We start from the raw sequence: 18,161 nt of genomic DNA on the forward strand, positions 1-18,161 counted from the left end.
CGCCGCGACACGTTGCGTGGCCTGAGGCGTTGCTGCGATGCGTCACCGGGAGGGGTGTGTCGCCAAAGGGGGGTGGTTTGCGGCCTTTTTCACGGTGAAGTTTTGTGCACAAAGCCGCAGAATGAATCCCGGGTGGTGACTTGCGGGCCGCCCTCTGGGTGGTGTGTGCCGCAAGCAACCGACACGGCCATGACCGCGGCACCCCTCGCCCCGCCCTCTCAGCCCACGGCGCCAACTTCGATCCGCCAACGCGGACCGAGGCCCAGCCGTCGCTATTGGCTGATGCTCCTTCCCCTGGTCGTCAGCGTGATGGCCCTGGCGTTCATGGATTTCAACCTGCGTCGCCAGGAAGCTGCCGTGTTGGCCGCCGAGTTCGACACCCATGCCGAGAAGCTGAACGAACGCCTGCGCGAGCGCATCCGCACCCATGACGAAATCCTGCGCGGTGCGGCCGGGTTGTTCATGTCGTCCAGCCGGGTGACGCGCCAGGAGTGGCACAGCTACGTGTCTGCGTTGGGTCTGGAAGAGGGGCACGTGGGCATCCAGGGTTTGGGCTTTGCGCAGCGCATTCCACCGCAGCGCCTGAATGGCCACGTCCAGTCGGTGCGCGCAGAGGGCTTTCCGGACTACGAGGTCACGCCGCTGGGGGTGCGCGATGACTACAGCGCCATCGTTTACCTGGAGCCCTTCTATGGACGCAACTTGCGCGCCTTCGGCTTCGACATGATGTCCGAGTCGGTGCGGCGCGAGGCCATGCTGCGCGCGCGCGACTCGGCCGAGATCGCCTACAGCGGGCGGGTCAGGCTCAAGCAGGAAAGCACGGTCGATGTGCAGGCGGGCGTGCTGTCCTACCTGCCGGTGTACCGCCATGGGACGAAGCCGCGCAGTGTGGCGCAACGCCGGGCCGACCTGCTGGGCTGGGTCTATGCGCCCTTCCGGATGCGGGACATGGTGTCCACCGTGCTGCAAGACGACCTCAAGACGGTGCGGGTGTGCGTGAGTGACGTGAGTGATCAGGGTGTGCAGGACTTGCTGTTCGACAGCCACGAGGGCCATGCTGCACCCAAAACCCGCGGTGCCATGGACCTGAAGGTGAGCCTGCCCCTGCAGGTCGGCGGGCGCACCTGGCACGTGCAGTACGAGCCCCTGGCCAGCTACCCCTTGTCCGATCGCCGCATCTACCGTGCGCTGGCCATGGTGGGCGTGGCGCTGACGGGGGTGATGCTGTGCGCGCTGACCTGGGTGCTGCTCTTCACGCGCCAGCGCGCCAACGCGATGGCGCACGACCTGGCGGCCACCATCTCGGAAGGCGAGGAGCGCTTCCGCCTGATGGTCGAGGGCGTCAAGGACTACGCCATCCTGATGCTGGACGACCGCGGCATGGTCATGACTTGGAACGCCGGGGCCGCCCGCATCAAGGGCTGGCAGGCCGAGGAAATCATCGGCCAGCACTTCGGGCGCTTTTACACCGAGAAAGACCGCGAGGCCGGCGTGCCCGAGCAGGCGCTGGCCACGGCCCTGATCACCGGCCAGTACCGCGAGGAAGGCTGGCGCGTGCGCAAGAACGGCACGGTGTTCCGCGCCAGCGTGCTGATCACGGCCATGCGCGACGCCCAGGGCCACGTCAAGGGCTTTGCCAAGGTCACGCGCGACATCACGGCCCACCACGAACAGGAAGAGCGCCTGCGCCTGGCCGCCACCGTGTTCCGCTCGACGCAGGAGGGCGTGGCCATCACCGATGCCGACGGCCGCGTGCTGGTCGTCAACCCGGCCTTCGAGCGCGTCACCGAGTACACCGAGGCCGAGGTCAAGCGGCGCAAGCTGAGCCTGTTGGCCTCAGGCCGCCACGACCGCGACTTCTTCCAGAACCTGTGGCGCGACATCACCGAGTTCGGCAGTTGGCAAGGCGAGATCTGGAACCGCCGCAAGGGCGGTGAAATCTACCCGGGCTGGTTGACCATCAGCGCGGTGCGCGACGAGGGCGGCCAGATCGTCAACTTCGTGGGCGTGTTCACCGACATCACGCGCATCGCCCATGCCGAAACGCAGATGGAGCACCTGGCCCACCACGACGCGCTGACCGACCTGCCCAACCGCTTGCTGCTGCACTCGCGCCTGGCGCACACGCTGGAGCGCGCGCACCGCACCGAACGCATCTGCGCCGTGATGTTCCTGGACCTCGACCGCTTCAAGGCCGTCAACGACCAGTACGGCCACGAGGCTGGCGACGAACTGCTGAAGGCCGCGGCCCAGCGCCTGCGCCTGCACCTGCGAGAGAACGACACCGTGGCCCGCTTGGGCGGCGACGAGTTCGTCATCGTGCTGGAAGACCTGGCCAGCGTGGAGGGCGCCGAGGTGGTGGCCCGGGCCATCATCGAGCGTTTGCAGCAGCCCTTCCACTTGCCTGGCGGGCAGGACGCGCACATCGGTTGCAGCGTGGGCATCAGCGTCTTCCCCGACGACGGGCAGGACGGCGAAACCCTCATCCGCCACGCGGACGCGGCCCTTTACAAGGCCAAGGAGGCCGGTCGGGGGACGTGGCGGCTGTACCGCGGCGGGCGGGTGGGTTGAGGGCTGGGCTGAGCTCAGGCGGCGACGCCGTGTGCCGACGCGGCTTTTAAGCCCAGCATGGCACGCGCCTCTGCGGGCGATGCCACCTCGCGGCCGGCGCGGCGTGCGCAGGCGGCCAGGGCTTCGATGAGCTGGCCGTTGCCCGAGGTGCGCTCGCCACCGGGCAGGTAGAAGGTGTCTTCCACGCCGGTGCGCAGCATGCCGCCGAGGTCCGCGGTGGCCTGGTGCACGGCCCAGATTTCTTCGCGGCCGATCAGCGTGGTCTGCCAGACGGTGTCCGGCTTGCGGTACTTGACCAGCAGCTTGAGCAGGTCGGCGTCCACCGGCATGCCGGAGGCCACGCCCATGACGAAGTTGTACTCGAGGTGATCGGCGATGCCGGCCTTCTGGTACATCTCGACCGAGCGCACGATGCCCACGTCGAAGCACTCGAACTCGGGGCGCGTGCCCGTTTCGTTCATCACCGCGATCATGGCCGTGACCTTGTCCACCTGGTTGTCGAACAGCATCGGCGGCCAGGCCCACTGGCCGTTGTCCTTGATCTTGAGGTAGTTCAGGCTGCCGGCATTGCAGGCCGCGATTTCCGGGCGCACGGCGCGGATGCAGTCGCTCGGGCCGGAGATGTCGGGGCCGACCACGCCGGTGGTCAGGTTGATGATGACGCCCGGGCAGGCGGCGCGGATGGCGGTGTCGATCTCGCTGGCCACGGCCGGGTCCCAGCTGGGGAAGCGGCCCATGCCGGGCTCCTGGCGGCGCAGGTGCACGTGCATGATGGAGGCGCCCGCGTCGAAGGCTTCGCGCGCGGCGGCGGCCATCTGGGCGGCGGTCACGGGCACGGGGTGTTGCGCCGGGTCGGTGAGCACGCCGGTGAGCGCGCAGGTCAGGATGGCCTTGTCCATGTCAGTCTTCCTTGGTGAGTTCGATGTCGATCAGCAGGGCCTTGGCCTGCACCTGTTCTCCGGGCTGCGCGTGCACCGCCTTGACCACGCCCGGGGCCTGGGCGTTGAGCCACATCTCCATCTTCATGGCCTCGATGCTGAGCAGCGGCTGGCCTTCGGTGACGGCGTCGCCGGGCTTCACCAGCACCTGCGTGACGGTGCCGGCCACGGGCGCGATGGCGCGGCTGGGGTCGTGCGCGCTGCCTTGGTTCGGCCAGGCAGAGACTTCGCTGAAAACGAAAACGGCGGCGTCGATGACGAGGTGCAGTTGCTCGTCGTTGCCCGCCCTCAGCCACACCGCGCGCACGCGGCGCTGCACGCCGTTGTGCGCGATGCTGGCCTCGCCGCGCTCGGCGTCCTGGGCCAGCACGCGCAGGGTGTGCGGTGTGTCGGTGGGGCTCAGGGCCACGCGGTAGGCGCCGGCCTCGGCCGGGCCAGAGGCCGTCTGCACGCGCAGCGTGCGCTTGACCGCGTCTTGCTGCAGGGGGATGTCCCAGGCGGTGACGCTGTCGGCGCGCAGCAGCTGGGGCGCATGCCGTGCCCCTTGCTGGCGTGCGGCGAAGAGCGCACCGGCCATCAGCCAGGCCTCGTCGGACGCCACCGGGCGCTGCAGCAAGGGCTCGCCGTCGGTGAGCCACTGGTCGATCAGCGTGGTGGTCAGGGTGCCGGCGCGGAAGCGCTCGTGGTCCACCAGCTCGCGCAGGAAACGGGCGTTCTGCCGCAGGCCCAGCAGGGGCGTGTCGTCCAGCGTGGCGATCAGGCGGCGGATGGCATCGGCGCGGTCGCGGCCGTGCACGATGAGCTTGGCCACCATCGGGTCGTAGTGCGGCGTGACCTCACCGCCCTCGCGGATGCCATCGTCGATGCGCACACCTTCGAACAAGGCCTGCTGCGGGCGCCACCACTGCACCGGGCCGGTCTGCGGCGCGAAGCCGGCGTAGGGGTCTTCGGCATACAGGCGCGCCTCGATGGCGTGGCCACTCAGTGTGATGTCTTCTTGCTTGACGGGCAGGGGCTGGCCCTCGGCCACCCGCAGTTGCCACTCGACCAGGTCGAAGCCCGAGACCATTTCGGTCACCGGGTGCTCGACCTGCAGGCGCGTGTTCATCTCCAGGAAGTAATGGTTGAGGTCCTGGTCAACGATGTACTCGATGGTGCCCGCGCCGCGGTAGCCGATGGCCTGCGCGGCCAGCACGGCGTCGCGGCCCATGCGTTCGCGCATGGCGGGGCTGACCACGGGCGAGGGCGATTCTTCGATGACCTTCTGGCGGCGGCGCTGGGCCGTGCAGTCGCGCTCACCGATGAAAACGGCGTTGCCGTGCGCATCCGCAAACACCTGGATCTCGATGTGGCGGCCGTCGAGGATCAGGCGCTCGAGCATCAGCGTGCCGTCGCCGAAGGCGTTCTGCGCTTCGCGGCGCGCGCTGGTGATGGCTTGCGCGAGCTCGGCCTTCTCATGCACCAGGCGCATGCCGCGGCCACCGCCACCGCTCACGGCCTTGACCAGCAGCGGGTAGCCCAGGCGCTCGGCCTGCTCGGTCAGGGTGGCGTCGTCTTGCTGGTCACCCAGGTAGCCGGGCGCGCAGGGCACGCCCGCTTCGAGCATGGCGCGCTTGGCACCGGCCTTGTCGCCCATCACGCGGATGGCTTCTGGGCTGGGGCCGATGAAGACCACGCCCGCATCGGCGCAGGCCTGGGCGAAGTCGGCGTTCTCCGACAGGAAGCCGTAGCCGGGGTGGAGGGCGTTGGCGCCCGTCTGGCGGCAGGCGGCCAGCAGCGCATCGACCTTCAGGTAGGACTCGGCCGCGGCGGCCGGGCCGATGCACACGGCCTCGTCGGCCAGGGCCACGTGCGGTGCTTGCGCATCGGCTTCGCTGAACACGGCCACCGTGCGGTAGCCCAGCTTGCGGGCGGTGCGGATGACGCGGCAGGCGATTTCCCCGCGGTTGGCGATGAGGATCTTCTGAATCATGTCGTGGTCAGCCTTCTTGCGGAACCCACTGGGGTTTGCGCTTTTGCATGAATGCGCCTGTGCCCTCCTGGCCTTCCTCGCTCAGCACCGCGCGGGCGAACAGGGCCGCGGCGTCGTTGATGAGCTGCTCGGGCGGGGTCAGTCGGGCGTGCGACAGCAGGTTCTTGGTGGCCGCGATGGCCTGGGGGCCGCACGCCAGGACGCTGGCCAGCGTGCGCTGCAGGGCCGCGTCCAGCGCGGCGGCATCGCCATGCACCTCGTGCACCAGTCGGATCGTCAGGGCCTCGGCCGCGCCGACCTTGGCACCGGTCACGGCCAGGCGCTTGGCCTCGGCGTAGCCCAGGCGCTCGACCAGGAAGGGCGCGATCTGCGCGGGGATCAGCCCCAACGAGGTTTCGGGCAGGCGAAAGCTCACGGTGTCCAGCGCCAGGCTCACGTCCGACACACAGGCCAGGCCGAAGCCGCCGCCCATCACCGTGCCTTCCAGCACCGTGACGATGGGCAGCGGGCTGCGCGCGTAGGCCAGGCACAGGTGCCCGAACGCCGCGTTGGTGACGGCCACCGGGTTGGGGTCCGCCGGCTGCGCGTCGGCCTGTTGCTGGGCCAGCTTCATGCGCGCCTGCGCCATGTCCGAGATGTCGCCGCCCGCGCAGAAGTGCCCCCCGGCGCCGCGCAGCACGATGGCGCGCACGGCCGGGTCCTGCTCGGCGGCCTGCAGGGCCTGCAACAGTTCGTTGACCATGGCCAGCGACATGGCGTTGCGCACCTCGGGCCGGTTCAGCGTGAGGGTGCAGACGCCGCGCTCGGTGCGGACTTGGAGGGTGGTGTGGGTCATGGCGTGGCGCGCAGGTTCAACGGGCCTTCTTGGGCAGCGTGCCCTCGAACTTGCAGATGATGCCCAGCATGATTTCGTCGGCGCCACCGCCGATCGAGACCAGGCGGCCATCGCGGTAGGCCTGCGAGACGGGGTTGTCGTAGGTGAAACCCATGCCGCCCCAGTACTGCAGGCAGCTGTCGGCCACTTCGCGGATCAGGCGGCCGCACTTGAGCTTGGCCATCGAGGCCATGCGCGTGACGTCGGCACCGCCCACGTAGTCGTCCACCGCGCGGTACACCAACGAGCGCAGCAGCTCGACCTCGGTGCGCAGCTCGGCCAGGCGGAAATGGATGACCTGGTTGTTGATCAGGGGCTGGCCGAAGGTGTGGCGCTCCTTGCAGTACTCGATGGTCACGTCGATGAGCTTGTCCAGCATCTTCAGCGAGTTGGCCGCACCGTACAGGCGCTCCTCCTGGAACTGGATCATCTGCATCATGAAGCCGGTGCCTTCGGTGCCGATGAGGTTGCGGCGCGGCACGCGCACGTTGTCGAAGAAGATCTGTGCCGTGTCCGACGAGTTCATGCCGATCTTCTTGATCTTCTGCGTGGTGATGCCCTTGGCGTCCATCGGCACGATGATCAGCGACTTGTTGCTGTGCACCGGTCCTTCGGACGTGTTGGCCAGCAGGCAGCACCAGTCGGCTTGCGTGGCGTTGGTGATCCACATCTTGCTGCCGTTGATGACGTAGTCGTCACCGTCATGCCGGGCCGTGGTTTTCAGCGCGGCCACGTCCGAACCGCCACCGGCTTCCGACACGCCGATGCAGCCGACCATGTCGCCCGCGATGGCCGGGGCCAGGTACTCTTTTTTGAGCTCGTCCGAGCCGAAGCGGTGCAGGGCGGGGGTGCACATGTCGGTCTGCACGCCAATGGCCATGGGCACGCCGCCGCAGGGGATGGCGCCCAGCTCTTCGGCCACCACCATCGAGTACGAGAAGTCCAGGCCCATGCCGCCGTAGGCCGTGTCGTACTTGACGCCCAGCAGGCCGAGGGCGCCCATCTTCTTGAAGACCTCGTGGGCCGGGAAGATCTCAGCGGCTTCCCATTCCTTGACGTGCGGGTTGATCTCTTGCTCGCAGAAACGCTTGACGGTCTCGGCCAGGGCGCGGTGTTCGGCGGTGAATTGCATGGGGTGTCTCCTCGGGTGTCGGTGGTCTGGTCGTGTGGGGCTGCGTGCAGCGCTCAGAAGCGCGCCACGCCAAAGGTGTTGGAGCGCAGCTGGCGCTTTTCGGCGTCGCGGGCCAGGTCCAGGCACAGCGAGAGCACACGGCGGGTGTCGCGCGGGTCGATGACGCCGTCGTCCCACAAGCGTGCGGTGCCGAACAGCACGTTGGATTCGGCGTCCAGGCGCTTCTTGATCTCGTTGGACATGCCTTCGAGCATCGCGTCGTTGACGGGCATGCCGGCGCGTTCCATCTTGCCGCGCGTGACGATCTCCATCACCTTCGCGGCCTGGGCGCCGCCCATCACGGCGGTGCGCGCCGAGGGCCAGCTGAAGATGAAGCGCGGGTCGAACCCACGCCCGCACATGCCGTAGTTGCCCGCACCAAAGGAGCCGTTGAGCGTGACGGTGAACTTCGGCACGCGCGCATTGGCCACGGCCTGGATCATCTTGGAACCGTGCTTGATGGCGCCGCCGTGTTCGGCCGCCGCGCCCACCATGTAGCCGGTCGTGTTCTGCAGGAAGACCAGCGGCGTGCCGGACTGGTCGCACAGCTGGATGAACTGCGCCGCCTTGGTCGAGCCCTGCGGCTGGATCGGGCCGTTGTTGCCGATGATGCCGACCAGGTGGCCGTGGATGCGGGCGTGGCCGCACAGCGTCTCGCTGCCGTAGTTGGCCTTGAACTCCAGGAAGTCGGAGCCATCGACGATGCGCGCGATGACCTCGCGGCTGTCGAAGGGCTCGCGGTCGTCGGCCGGGATGCAACCCATCAGCTCTTCTTCGGCGTACAGCGGGGGCGCCACGTGGGCGGCGGGCTCGCGCACCGCGTCCCCCACCTTGTCCCAGTTCAGCTTGTCCACCAGCTCGCGCGTCAGGGCGATGGCGTGGGCGTCGTTGTCGGCCAGGTACTCGCCCAGGCCGGTCACGCTGGCGTGCATCTCGGCGCCGCCCAGGTCTTCGTCGGTGGCGTCTTCGCCGATGGCGGCCTTCACCAGCGGCGGGCCGGCCAGGTAGATGCTGCTGCGGCCCTTGACCAGCACCACGTAGTCCGACAGGCCGGGCAGGTAGGCGCCACCGGCGGTGCTGGAGCCGTGCACCACCGCGATCTGCGGGATGCCCATGGCCGACATGCGCGCCTGGTTGGCGAAGCTCTTGCCGCCTTCCACGAAGATGTCGGCCTGGTACATGAGGTTGGCGCCGCCGCTCTCGACCAGGCCGATGAGGGGCAGCTTGTTCTCGCGGGCGATCTCTTGCGCGCGCAGCGCCTTCTTCAAGCCCATGGGCGAGACCGTGCCGCCTTTGAGCGCCGAGTCCGAGGCCGTGACCAGGCAGCGCTTGCCGGCCACCACGCCGATGCCGATGACGGTGCCGCCGCCCAGCACGCTTTTCTTGCCGTCGTCGTCGTGCATGCCGAGGCCGGCCAGGGTGGACAGCTCCAGGAAGGGCGTGCCGCGGTCGATCAGGCGGGCGACGCGCTCGCGGGGCAGCAACTGGCCGCGCTGGTCGAACTTGGGGCGTTTCTCGGCCGAGCCGTCGCGCACCAGGGCTTCGAGGGCGCGCACCTGCTCCAGGCGCTCGTGCATGCGGGCGGCGTTGGTCTGGAAGGGCGCCGACTTGGGCGTGAGGGCGGAGCGCAGGGCTGGCATCTTGAGGCGGGTCCTTGGGTGAGGCCTTGCCACTGTAGTGGTGCTTGACGTTAACGTCAACAAGATGCTGATTGGGTGAACTACCTATGTGAAGGGGCAGGCGTCGCCCTTAGCCTTTCACGAGGTCATGGCATGACGGCGCATGGCCCCTCCGCTGGCGTTCGTGACTTACCATGCGCGTCAGGCAAATGACGGCACCCCGCGACAGGGGCAAGCCGTGCTCACAGGACAAAGCACGAAGCACGAGGCAAGCAGTGAAATCGAAAGCAGAACAAGGGTTGGGCAAGGATGCCGGTGTGGCGGGTGACGTGCCAGTGAACCTCCCGCCCTCCTGGGCCCTGGAAGACCACGACGAGCGCGACACCGACGCGCTCATGGGCATCGCCGAGGTGTGCGAGCTCTACAAGGTGTCGCCGCGCGCCCTGCGCTTCTACGAAACCAAGGGCCTGCTGGCGCCGCGCCGCATCAACGGCACCCGCGTCTACAACCAGGTGGACCGCGCCCGGCTGATGCGCATCCTGCGGGCCAAGTCGCTGGGCTCGCCGCTGTCCGAGATCAAGCACTACCTGGACATGTACGGCCAGCACGGCGAAGGCCGCATCCAGCAGCTGACCTACGTGATCGAGAAAACCGATGCGGCGATTGCCGAGCTGGAAGCCAAGCGCGCCCAGATCGAGGCCTCCCTGGCCGAGCTGCGCCTCATCAACGCGCGCAGCCGCGAAAGCCTGGCGGCCAAGCGGCCGAAGGACGCGGCGGCCTGACCGTTGCCAGGGCGCCGTCCGGCCTCAGGCCCGCATGCCCACGAACATCTTCCAACGGCGCTCGTTCTGCTTTTTGGCCTGGTAGAGCGCCTGGTCGGCGTGGCCCATCAGGGTGCGCACGCTGGTGATGTGGTTGGCGTAGGCGGCCAGGCCGATCGACACGCCCACACCGACCTCGTCGCCGCTGCCCAGCGTGATGGGCTGGGACACCGCCTTGACGATGCGCCGCGCCAGCGCCTTGGCCGCATCGTCGCTGCCATCGCGCATGACGATGCCGAATTCGTCGCCCCCCAGGCGTGCCAGCACATCGCCCAGGCGCATCTGCTGCGTGATGCGTTGCGAGACCTCGCGCAGCACCTCGTCGCCCGCGGCGTGGCCAAAGCCATCGTTGATGGCCTTGAAGCCGTCCAGGTCGAGCAGCAGCAGGGTGAAGGGGTGGTCCATGCGCATGGCGTGGCCCAGCTCGGCGGTCAGGGCGCGCTCGAAGTGCACGCGGTTGCTCAGGCCGGTGAGGGCGTCGCTCAGGGCCAGGGTCTGCAGGCGTTGGCCGCGGCGTTCGCTTTCTTGCAGGGCCTGTTCCAGGGTCTGCAGATCGCGCTGGGCCTGCGCTTGCGCGGCCGGTGGCTGGTGGGCCGAGGCGCTCAGGGCGAGGGCGGACAGGCGCGCCAGGGCGTCGAAAGCGGGCTCGGACTGTGGCTCGTTGGCGGGGTGGACGTCAGACAGCATGGCGTCAGGGGGGATCAGGGTGGGCACCTTTGTTTTATCGGCACGGCGCCGCGCAACAACAGGGTGTTTTGGCCCCAGTTCGGGTGAACACGGTGCCAGGCCGACGGGCGCCCCCGCGATCGGGTGGTGGGCTTCACCCGGGGTTTGCCGCGCTTTGCCGCATGGCGCAAAGCGCGTCGGTGAATGCCCTGCGTTGCATGAATTCCGGTTCGGAGAAGATGAAGGCACGCGGATGTTCGCGCACCGGAAGGAGCATGACGATGAACCCCTCTCAAGCCACCACCCCCGAGCAACTCTTTGGTGCCTGCATGCACGCGGGCGGCTGGCCCAAGCTGGGCTGGCAAACCGTGGACACCGCCGAGGAGGTCCAGACCTGCTACGACGACATCGTGCTGCTGTGAGCGTCTGACGGTGTGTCGGCCAGGGCCAGGCGGTTGCGGCCGCCGTGCTTGGCCGCATACAGCGCGTTGTCGGCCCGCTGAACCAGGTCGGCGGCGCGTTTGTCATGGCGGGGTGTGACCGTGGCCACGCCGATGCTGCAGGTCACGCGCACCTCCAGGGCCTCGCTGCGCAGCACCAGCTCGCGCACCTGGGCCAGCATCTGCAGGGCCACGCGCTCGGCGCCGCGGGTGTCGGTGTCGGGCAGCAGCACCACGAACTCTTCGCCGCCATAGCGGGCCACGAAGTCGGTCGAGCGGCCGCAAGCCTCTTGCAGGGCCTGCGCCACCGCTTGCAGGCAGGTGTCGCCAAAGGGGTGGCCGAACGAGTCGTTGATGTTCTTGAAGTGGTCCAGGTCCACCAGCAGCACCGAGAGGTGGCCGCCGCGGCGGCACTGGCGCGCCCACTCGTGGGTCAGCTGGCGGTCAAAGTGCATGCGGTTGGGCACCTGCGTGAGCCCGTCGGTCAGGCTGGCGAGTTCCAGCTCGCGCGCTTGCTGTTCGGCCAGGCGCCGCGCGTGGCGGCCTTCCCAATAGTCCTGGTGCACCAGCTGGGATGAGCGCGCCAGGTAGGCCACGAACACGCACTGCAGCGCCATCACCAGCAGGTGGGCGGGCAGGGGGCGCAGGGCTTCGGCGACCACCACTGGCGCGAGCATCGCGATCGGGTAGGGGTAACGCAAGGCTGGGTTGAAGCCCAGCATGGTGTTGCCCGCGGCCACCATGCCGGCGGTGACCATGAGCATCGTCCAGGCCAGGGGCTGCAACGGCGCCAGCCACATGCAGGCGGCGGTCAGGCAGCCCCAGTACGCCGCGCTCAGGAGGGACAGCGCGTTGAAGCCCAGCTCGGCGCGCCGGGGGTGCTGGCGCAGCAGTTCGGGCAGGCTGCGCGCGTAACGGGCGCGCACGACGGCCAGCAAGCCCAGGCCCAGCACATTGCCCCAGACCAGCCAGGGCCAGCTTGCCGCGGCATGGGTGGCCAGGGTCACGGCCAGCCAGATGCCGGGGTAGATGAAGGTGGCGGTTGACGCGCGCTCCGCGGTGTCGAGCACGCAGCGCACGGCCAGTTCGGTGTCCGAGTCAGGCACTTTCGAGCGCAGCAAGGCCGGCCTGCGGCCACCGGTCGCATCGGGCTCGGCCTGGGGTGGCGGCTGGGGGTGTTCCAGCCATTGGGAGGGGGCATCACGCTTCACGTCCGGTATTTCGACACGTTTTGCCGCGACTTGAGCCCCACATTTTTTGCAATCGGGTGCATCTGAGGTGCATCTGCGGAGCATGGCCGGGCCGTAGTGGCTGGGTGCGCGCTGAAGCGGTTTCGGCGCCCGACGACTTCTGCCACAACACCGGAGACCGACATGTCCACCTTCTCTCGCACCCTGCTGCTGGGCAGCATCCTCGCTGCGCTGACGGGCTTTGCCCACGCCGGCAAGTCCGACGCCCGCGCACCCTTGAGCTGCGCCAGCGGCCAGCCGCAGGCCCCCAGCACCGCCACCCGCGACGACAGTGAGCGCGAGGACGACGGCCTGCGCATCGCCGGCCTGACCGACGACGGCCGCCTGGTCTGCTTCAGCGAGCGCAAGCCGGGCAAGCTGCGCGTCGTGGCCAGCGTCAATGGCCTGCAGGGGGACACCCGCCTGGTCGGCATCGACTACCGCGTGCAAGACGGCAAGCTCTACGGCGTGGGTGATGCCGGCGGCGTCTATGCCATCGACGCCGACACGGCCGTGGCCACCTTCGTCAACCGCCTCTCGGTGGCGCTGGACGGCAGCCGTTTCGGCGTGGACTTCAACCCCGCCGCCGACCGCCTGCGCATCGTCAGCAACACCGGCCAGAACCTGCGCCACAACCTCGCGGGCAGCACCCTGGCCGATGGCACCTTGAACTACACGGCGACCGCCACCCCGGGCCCTGCCGCCCTGGGCGTCAGCGCCGCGGCCTACACCAACAACGACCTGAGTCCCGCCACGCCGGCCACGACCGGCACCACGCTGTTCGTGCTGGACGCGACGCTCGACCAGATCGCGCTGCAATCGCCGCCCAACGTCGGCACGCTGGTGGCCACGGGCAAGCTCACGCTGGACGCCTCCGCCCTGTCGGGCTTCGACATCTACAGCACCGTGCGCGACAACGTCACCGTGCGCAACCGCGCGCTGGCCACGCTGGCGGACGCAGACGGCACCGTGGGCCTCTACCACATCGATGTGCTGACCGGCAAAGCGTCATCGCGCGGCAAGCTGCCCGCTGGTACAGTGCTCATCGACATCGCGGTGCCCTTGTACCAAGACTGAACTGTCGCATCGCAGGGTGGGGTGTGAGCCCCACCTGGCAGACCGGTCGCTCACCAGCCTGATCCCAAGATGGACCCGTTGACTTCTGCTGCGCTGCCCGAGCGGCGGCCCGATGACTTCGACCACGAAGCGGCGCTCGAAGCGTGCGCGCGTGGTGAACGCTTCGCCCTGAGGGCGCTGTACGAACGCGAAGGCCGCTGGCTGCTGGCCGTGGCCCAGCGCATCGTGCGCGACGCCGAACTGGCAGAAGACGTCCTCCAGGAAGCCTTCCTGCAGATCTGGCAACGCGCCGGCACCTTCCGCCGCGAGATGGGTTCGGGCCGGGGCTGGGTCTATACCGTGGTGCGCCACCGTGCCCTCGACGAAGCGCGCCGACGCCGCCCCGAGCTCAGCCTGGGCGATGACTTTGAAGCCGTGGCCGAGGCCGCGGTGCACCACGATGCCAGCCCGGGCGACGACGCCTGGCCCCACGACGAAGAAGCGCTGGCGCATTGCCTGGCGCAACTCGATGACCCGAAGCGCCAGTGCGTCATCGATGCCTACGTCGAGGGTTACACCCACGAACAGATCGCCCAGCGGCTGAGCAAGCCGGTGGGCACGGTCAAATCCTGGATCCGCCGCGGTCTGCTGGCGCTCAAGGAGTGCTTGTCATGAGCCCGCAAGAAAACCAAGAAAACATCGCCGATGCTGGCGAGTACGTCATCGGCACCCTCACCGGCGCCGAGCGCCAGGCCTTCGAGGCCCGCCTGCAGGCCGATGCGTCGCTGCAGCGCGAGGTCCACGCCTGGCAGGACCGCTTGCTGGGCCTGACAGCGCGCTTGACGCCTGTGACGCTGCCGCCGCAGCTGTGGCCGCGCATTGCCGCGCGCCTGGGGGCGGGGCCGCTGGTGCAGGCGCCTTCGATGGAGCCTATGGCCGCCAACGACCCGGCCTGGTCCGACGTGCGTTTCTGGCGGCTCGTCAGCGGCCTGTCCATGGCCGCGGCGGTGGTGATGGCCACGGTGCTGGTGGCCCAGCGCCAGCCCGAGCCGACCGCCGTGGTGCAGGCGGCGCCGCGCTACCTGGCCGTGCTGCAAAGCCCGGACAAGGGCGGCGCTGGCTGGGTGGTGGAAACCGTGGCCTCGGCCGACGTGCGGCCAGGCGAAGCGGCCATCCGCCTCGTGCCCCTGGGGCCGAACGAGGACATCCCCGAAGGCAAGACCATGCAGTTCTGGACCAAGCCCGAAGGCGCCAAAGGCCCGACTTCGCTGGGCCTGGTCAAGCCCGGCCAGGTGGTGGTGGTGCCCGTCAGCCAGCTGCCCGGTCTGGCCGACAAGACCCTGTTCGAGCTGACGCTGGAACCTGCGGGCGGCTCGCCCTATCCGAAGCCCTCGGGCCCCATCCTCTACGTGGGCCGCGCGGTCCGGGTTTGATGCGGGTGAGGCTCAGCCCTCGTCGGCCGACAGCGCCTGCCACACGATGTGGAAGAGCTCGTCGAACTGCTCGATGAGCGGCTGCTTCTCGCGCCGCACGATGTGCATCAGCACCACGCGGCCGATGATGCCCATGAACACGTCGAGCAAGACCTTGGCCGACACGCGCCGGTTGAGCACGCCGCGTGCCTGGCCATCCTTGAAGACGCCCAGGAAGGCCGTCATCAGCTCCGGGCTTTCGTAGATGCGGATGTTCTGGTGGCGTGACACCGGCACCGCGGTGAACAGCAACATCATCACCGCCGGGTGCTTGTCCATGTAGTCCAGCGTGACCCAGAAGGTCTTGCGCAGGCGCTCGCGCGCGTCGTCGATGCCCTGCAGGTGGTCGATCATGCGCTCGGCCAGGCGGCCCAGCATCACGTCCAGCATGGCATAGACCAGCACCTCCTTGCTGCCGAAGTACTTGTAGATGGTCTGCAGGGACACGTGCGCCGCCTTGGCCACGTCGAGCAACGTCACCTCGTGGAAGTCGCGGCTGGAAAACAGCGTCAGCACCGCCTGCTCGATGCGCCGCAGCGTGTCGGCCCGCATGCTGCTGAGCGCGGCGCGGCGCGCGTCCGGTGTGTCGGGCGGGGTGTGGCGGGCGTCGGGGGGCTGGGGCGCGGGCGGCATGGCGGTGGGGAGAGGATCGCTTTCCGGGATGGAAACGAATCTTACCAAATGAACGATCGTTCGAAAATCTGGGCCCAGCCCCCTTGCCCTTCTCTGACGTTAACGTCAACATCAGCACCCGTTGTGCACCACGATGCATGGCTGGCTTCACAGACGTCAACGCTTTGTCGCGCCCGATGCCTGCCCGGAATCAAGGGTTAACACCGACGGTAACGAAGATTACCGAATGACCCGAGCCCTGCCCGCTGGTGCCGAAACGCACACCGCTTCACACGGACCGAGGAGACACCCGCATGCCCATTCAAAATTTCGCCCCTGCCTGGATGACCGAAGAACACACCATGGTGTTCGAGTCGGCCAAGCGCTTCATGACCGAGCAATGGCAGCCCAAAGACGAGGGCTGGCGCGCCCAGGGCATGATGGACCGCCAGGCCTGGCTGGACGCCGGCGCCAACGGCTTCCTGTGCGCTTCCATGCCCGAGCAGTACGGCGGTGGCGGTGGCGACTTCGGCCACGAAGCCGCACTGGTGCTGGCGCAAGGTGAAGCCGGCATCGGCGGCTTCGGTGGCTCGCTGCACTCGGGCATCGTCGCGCCCTACATCCTGCATTACGGCACCGAAGAGCAAAAGAAGCGCTGGCTGCCCAAGCTGGCCACCGGTGAGCTGGTCAGCGCCATCGCCATGACCGAGCCCGGCACCGGCTCCGACCTGCAAGGCGTGCGCACCTTCGCGCAGAAGTCGGCCGATGGCGAGACCTACACCATCAACGGCAGCAAGACCTTCATCACCAACGGCCAGCTGGCCAACCTGGTCATCGTTGTCTGCAAGACCAGCAAGGACGCCGGCGCGCAAGGCATTTCGCTGTTCGTGGTCGAGACCGACGAAGCCCCCGGTTTCCGCCGCGGCCGCAACCTCGACAAGATCGGCATGGAGGCGCAAGACACCTCCGAGCTGTTCTTCGACGACGTGGTGGTGAGCAAGCACAACCTGATCGGCGAACAAGAAGGCCATGGCTTCTTCCAGCTGATGCAGGAGCTGCCGCAAGAGCGCCTGCTGGTCGCGCTGGCCGGCATCGCGACCATGGAATACGCCATGAAGATCACGCTGGAGTACACCAAGGAGCGCAAGGCCTTCGGCAAGACCATCTTCAGCTTCCAGAACACCCGCTTCAAGCTGGCCGAGTGCCAGGCCCTGCTGCTGGCCTCGCGCGCCCTGGTGGACGCCGCCATGGTCGCCCACCTCAAGGGTGAGCTGGGCGTGGACCGCGCCGCGCTCATCAAGTACTGGATCACCGACAACCAGTGCAAGGTGACCGACGAGTGCCTGCAGCTCTTCGGTGGCTACGGCTACATGAAGGAGTACCCGATCGCCCGCCTGTGGGCCGACTCGCGCGTGCAACGCATCTATGGCGGCACCAACGAGATCATGAAGGAACTGGCCTCGCGCTTCCTTTGATCCACCGAGTCACATCTACTTGAACAGAAGGAGCTTCCCATGATCGAAGCCTACATTTTCGACGCCGTGCGCACCCCGCGTGGCAAGGGCAAGAAAGACGGCAGCCTGCACCAGGCCACGCCCGTTTGGCTGCTGCGCACCTTGCTGCAAGGCCTCCAACAGCGCCACCACCTCGACACCTCGCTGGTCGATGACGTCATCCTCGGCTGCGTGACCCCGGTGGGCGAGCAGGGCGCCGACATCGCCCGCACCGCCGTGCTGGACGCCGGCTGGGCCGAGTCCGTCGCCGGTGTGACGCTCTCGCGCTTCTGCGCCTCGGGCCTGGAAGCCATCAACATGGCCACGGCCAAGATCCGCGCCGGCCTCGATGACATGGTCGTTGCCGGTGGCGTGGAAAGCATGAGCCGCTGGCCCATGGGCTCCGACGGTGGTGCCTGGGTGATGGACCCTCGCATCAACAGCGGCACCGCTTTCGTGCCGCAGGGCATCTCTGCTGACCTGATCGCCACGCTGGAAGGCTTCTCGCGCGCCGACCTCGATGCCTTCGCTGCCGAGTCGCACCGCCGCGCCGCGTTGGCGCAGTCGGAAGGCCGCTTCGACAAGTCGGTCATCCCCGTGCGCGACATCAACGGCATGCTGATGCTGGGCCGTGACGAAACCGTGCGTCCTGGCACCTCGGTCGAGTCGCTGGCCAAGCTGATGCCGTCCTTCGAGATGATGGGCACCATGGGCTTTGACGCCACCGCGCTGGACAAGTACACGACCATCGAGAAGGTCATCCACGCGCACCACGCCGGCAACTCCTCGGGCATCGTGGACGGCGCTGCGCTGGTGCTGCTGGGCAGCAAGGAAGCCGGCATCAAGGCAGGTCTGAAGCCCCGCGCCCGCGTGCTGATGACGGCCGAGTGCGGCTCCGAGCCCACCATCATGCTGACCGGCCCGACGCCGGCTTGCAAGAAGGCGCTCAACAAGCTGGGCATGACGCCGGGCGACATCGACCTGTGGGAAATCAACGAGGCGTTTGCCACCGTGCCCATGAAGACCGCGAAAGACCTGGGCGTGTCGATGGACCGTGTCAACGTCAACGGCGGCTCCATCGCCATGGGCCACCCGCTGGGCGCCACCGGCGCCATCATCCTGGGCACGGCCCTCGATGAACTGGAGCGCACGGGCAAGTCCACCGCCTTGGCCACGCTGTGCATCGGTGCCGGCATGGGCATCGCCACCATCATCGAACGCGTCTGA

Annotated in this window: 16 protein-coding genes; 8 read left to right on the forward strand and 8 right to left on the reverse strand. The window is 68.2% G+C overall.

Annotated elements, in window-relative coordinates; genetic code table 11:
- Window positions 1-282 precede the first annotated feature (282 nt).
- Window positions 283-2,571 (forward strand): CHASE domain-containing protein, encoded by a 2,289-nt coding sequence (locus tag EV672_RS13585; protein ID WP_166643576.1) that lies wholly within the window; start codon window positions 283-285, stop codon window positions 2,569-2,571.
- Between the two features lie 14 nt (window positions 2,572-2,585).
- Here the strand turns inward: EV672_RS13585 and EV672_RS13590 are convergent, their stop codons facing one another.
- Genes EV672_RS13590 through EV672_RS13610 form a run of 5 tightly spaced genes read right to left on the reverse strand, consistent with a single transcriptional unit; the run spans window position 2,586 to window position 9,166 of the window.
- Entirely contained in the window at window positions 2,586-3,470 is an 885-nt protein-coding gene (locus EV672_RS13590) for a beta-keto acid cleavage family enzyme (RefSeq protein ID WP_133610127.1), read from the reverse strand.
- Between the two features lies 1 nt (window position 3,471).
- Window positions 3,472-5,481: an acetyl/propionyl/methylcrotonyl-CoA carboxylase subunit alpha gene (locus EV672_RS13595; RefSeq protein WP_133610128.1), complete on the reverse strand. Its 2,010-nt coding sequence runs from the start codon at window positions 5,479-5,481 to the stop codon at window positions 3,472-3,474.
- Window positions 5,482-5,488: 7 nt separating this feature from the next.
- Window positions 5,489-6,316 (reverse strand): enoyl-CoA hydratase/isomerase family protein, encoded by an 828-nt coding sequence (locus tag EV672_RS13600; protein WP_133610130.1) that lies wholly within the window; start codon window positions 6,314-6,316, stop codon window positions 5,489-5,491.
- A 16-nt stretch (window positions 6,317-6,332) separates the two neighbouring features.
- Window positions 6,333-7,487: an acyl-CoA dehydrogenase family protein gene (locus tag EV672_RS13605; protein WP_133610132.1), complete on the reverse strand. Its 1,155-nt coding sequence runs from the start codon at window positions 7,485-7,487 to the stop codon at window positions 6,333-6,335.
- Window positions 7,488-7,540: 53 nt separating this feature from the next.
- Window positions 7,541-9,166, reverse strand: a complete 1,626-nt coding sequence (locus EV672_RS13610; RefSeq protein ID WP_133610134.1) for an acyl-CoA carboxylase subunit beta — start codon at window positions 9,164-9,166, stop codon at window positions 7,541-7,543.
- 254 nt (window positions 9,167-9,420) lie between these two features.
- Between EV672_RS13610 and EV672_RS13615 the strand changes: the two genes are divergently transcribed.
- The gene (locus tag EV672_RS13615) at window positions 9,421-9,927 is read left to right on the forward strand and encodes a MerR family transcriptional regulator (RefSeq protein WP_243738694.1); all 507 of its coding nucleotides are present in this window, start codon (window positions 9,421-9,423) and stop codon (window positions 9,925-9,927) included.
- Window positions 9,928-9,951: 24 nt separating this feature from the next.
- Here the strand turns inward: EV672_RS13615 and EV672_RS18725 are convergent, their stop codons facing one another.
- A complete protein-coding gene (locus tag EV672_RS18725) occupies window positions 9,952-10,680 on the reverse strand; it encodes a GGDEF domain-containing protein (protein ID WP_166643577.1) in 729 nt (242 codons plus the stop codon).
- Window positions 10,681-10,913: 233 nt separating this feature from the next.
- Here EV672_RS18725 and EV672_RS18730 point away from each other — a divergent pair, with 233 nt between their 5' ends.
- Window positions 10,914-11,054, forward strand: a complete 141-nt coding sequence (locus EV672_RS18730) for a hypothetical protein (RefSeq protein WP_166643578.1) — start codon at window positions 10,914-10,916, stop codon at window positions 11,052-11,054.
- On the opposite strand, the gene EV672_RS13625 is transcribed toward EV672_RS18730, so the two are convergent.
- The gene (locus EV672_RS13625) at window positions 11,030-12,283 is read right to left on the reverse strand and encodes a GGDEF domain-containing protein (RefSeq protein ID WP_166643579.1); all 1,254 of its coding nucleotides are present in this window, start codon (window positions 12,281-12,283) and stop codon (window positions 11,030-11,032) included. The genes EV672_RS18730 and EV672_RS13625 overlap by 25 nt on opposite strands.
- Window positions 12,284-12,445: 162 nt before the next feature.
- On the opposite strand from EV672_RS13625, the gene EV672_RS13630 reads away from it, so the two are divergent.
- The 3 genes from EV672_RS13630 to EV672_RS13640 all read left to right on the forward strand — a co-directional run bounded on the left by EV672_RS13630 (window position 12,446) and on the right by EV672_RS13640 (window position 14,790).
- Window positions 12,446-13,378 carry a DUF4394 domain-containing protein gene (locus EV672_RS13630; protein ID WP_133610140.1) on the forward strand — a complete coding sequence of 311 codons (933 nt, stop codon included), beginning with the start codon at window positions 12,446-12,448 and terminating at the stop codon, window positions 13,376-13,378.
- Between the two features lie 69 nt (window positions 13,379-13,447).
- Window positions 13,448-14,032, forward strand: coding sequence for a sigma-70 family RNA polymerase sigma factor (locus tag EV672_RS13635; RefSeq protein ID WP_133610142.1), 585 nt, complete (start codon window positions 13,448-13,450; stop codon window positions 14,030-14,032).
- On the forward strand, window positions 14,029-14,790 hold the full coding sequence (locus EV672_RS13640; protein WP_133610144.1) for an anti-sigma factor: 762 nt from the start codon (window positions 14,029-14,031) through the stop codon (window positions 14,788-14,790). The genes EV672_RS13635 and EV672_RS13640 overlap by 4 nt, the downstream gene beginning before the upstream one ends.
- Window positions 14,791-14,802: 12 nt before the next feature.
- Here EV672_RS13640 and EV672_RS13645 read toward each other — a convergent pair whose 3' ends face one another.
- On the reverse strand, window positions 14,803-15,462 hold the full coding sequence (locus EV672_RS13645; protein ID WP_133610146.1) for a TetR/AcrR family transcriptional regulator: 660 nt from the start codon (window positions 15,460-15,462) through the stop codon (window positions 14,803-14,805).
- A gap of 293 nt (window positions 15,463-15,755) precedes the next feature.
- On the opposite strand from EV672_RS13645, the gene EV672_RS13650 reads away from it, so the two are divergent.
- Both EV672_RS13650 and EV672_RS13655 read left to right on the forward strand, forming a co-directional pair.
- Window positions 15,756-16,916: an acyl-CoA dehydrogenase family protein gene (locus tag EV672_RS13650; protein WP_133610148.1), complete on the forward strand. Its 1,161-nt coding sequence runs from the start codon at window positions 15,756-15,758 to the stop codon at window positions 16,914-16,916.
- A gap of 39 nt (window positions 16,917-16,955) precedes the next feature.
- Complete coding sequence (locus tag EV672_RS13655; RefSeq protein WP_133610150.1) at window positions 16,956-18,161, forward strand: acetyl-CoA C-acetyltransferase; 1,206 nt, start codon at window positions 16,956-16,958, stop codon at window positions 18,159-18,161.

The organism is Aquabacterium commune, assembly GCF_004362855.1.
Classification (GTDB): Bacteria; Pseudomonadota; Gammaproteobacteria; order Burkholderiales; family Burkholderiaceae_C; genus Aquabacterium; species Aquabacterium commune.

Excerpts from the sequence above, each read along its gene's own strand:
- EV672_RS13655 (WP_133610150.1), top strand. The coding sequence starts at position 16,956 with ATGATCGAAGCCTACATTTTCGACGCCGTGCGCACCCCGCGTGGCAAG.
- EV672_RS13600 (WP_133610130.1), bottom strand. The coding sequence starts at position 6,316 with ATGACCCACACCACCCTCCAAGTCCGCACCGAGCGCGGCGTCTGCACC.
- EV672_RS13650 (WP_133610148.1), top strand. The coding sequence starts at position 15,756 with ATGCCCATTCAAAATTTCGCCCCTGCCTGGATGACCGAAGAACACACC.
- EV672_RS13635 (WP_133610142.1), top strand. The coding sequence starts at position 13,448 with ATGGACCCGTTGACTTCTGCTGCGCTGCCCGAGCGGCGGCCCGATGAC.
- EV672_RS13610 (WP_133610134.1), bottom strand. The coding sequence starts at position 9,166 with ATGCCAGCCCTGCGCTCCGCCCTCACGCCCAAGTCGGCGCCCTTCCAG.
- EV672_RS13605 (WP_133610132.1), bottom strand. The coding sequence starts at position 7,487 with ATGCAATTCACCGCCGAACACCGCGCCCTGGCCGAGACCGTCAAGCGT.
- EV672_RS13645 (WP_133610146.1), bottom strand. The coding sequence starts at position 15,462 with ATGCCGCCCGCGCCCCAGCCCCCCGACGCCCGCCACACCCCGCCCGAC.
- EV672_RS13595 (WP_133610128.1), bottom strand. The coding sequence starts at position 5,481 with ATGATTCAGAAGATCCTCATCGCCAACCGCGGGGAAATCGCCTGCCGC.
- EV672_RS18730 (WP_166643578.1), top strand. The coding sequence starts at position 10,914 with ATGAACCCCTCTCAAGCCACCACCCCCGAGCAACTCTTTGGTGCCTGC.
- EV672_RS13590 (WP_133610127.1), bottom strand. The coding sequence starts at position 3,470 with ATGGACAAGGCCATCCTGACCTGCGCGCTCACCGGCGTGCTCACCGAC.
- EV672_RS13585 (WP_166643576.1), top strand. The coding sequence starts at position 283 with ATGCTCCTTCCCCTGGTCGTCAGCGTGATGGCCCTGGCGTTCATGGAT.
- EV672_RS13640 (WP_133610144.1), top strand. The coding sequence starts at position 14,029 with ATGAGCCCGCAAGAAAACCAAGAAAACATCGCCGATGCTGGCGAGTAC.
- EV672_RS13630 (WP_133610140.1), top strand. The coding sequence starts at position 12,446 with ATGTCCACCTTCTCTCGCACCCTGCTGCTGGGCAGCATCCTCGCTGCG.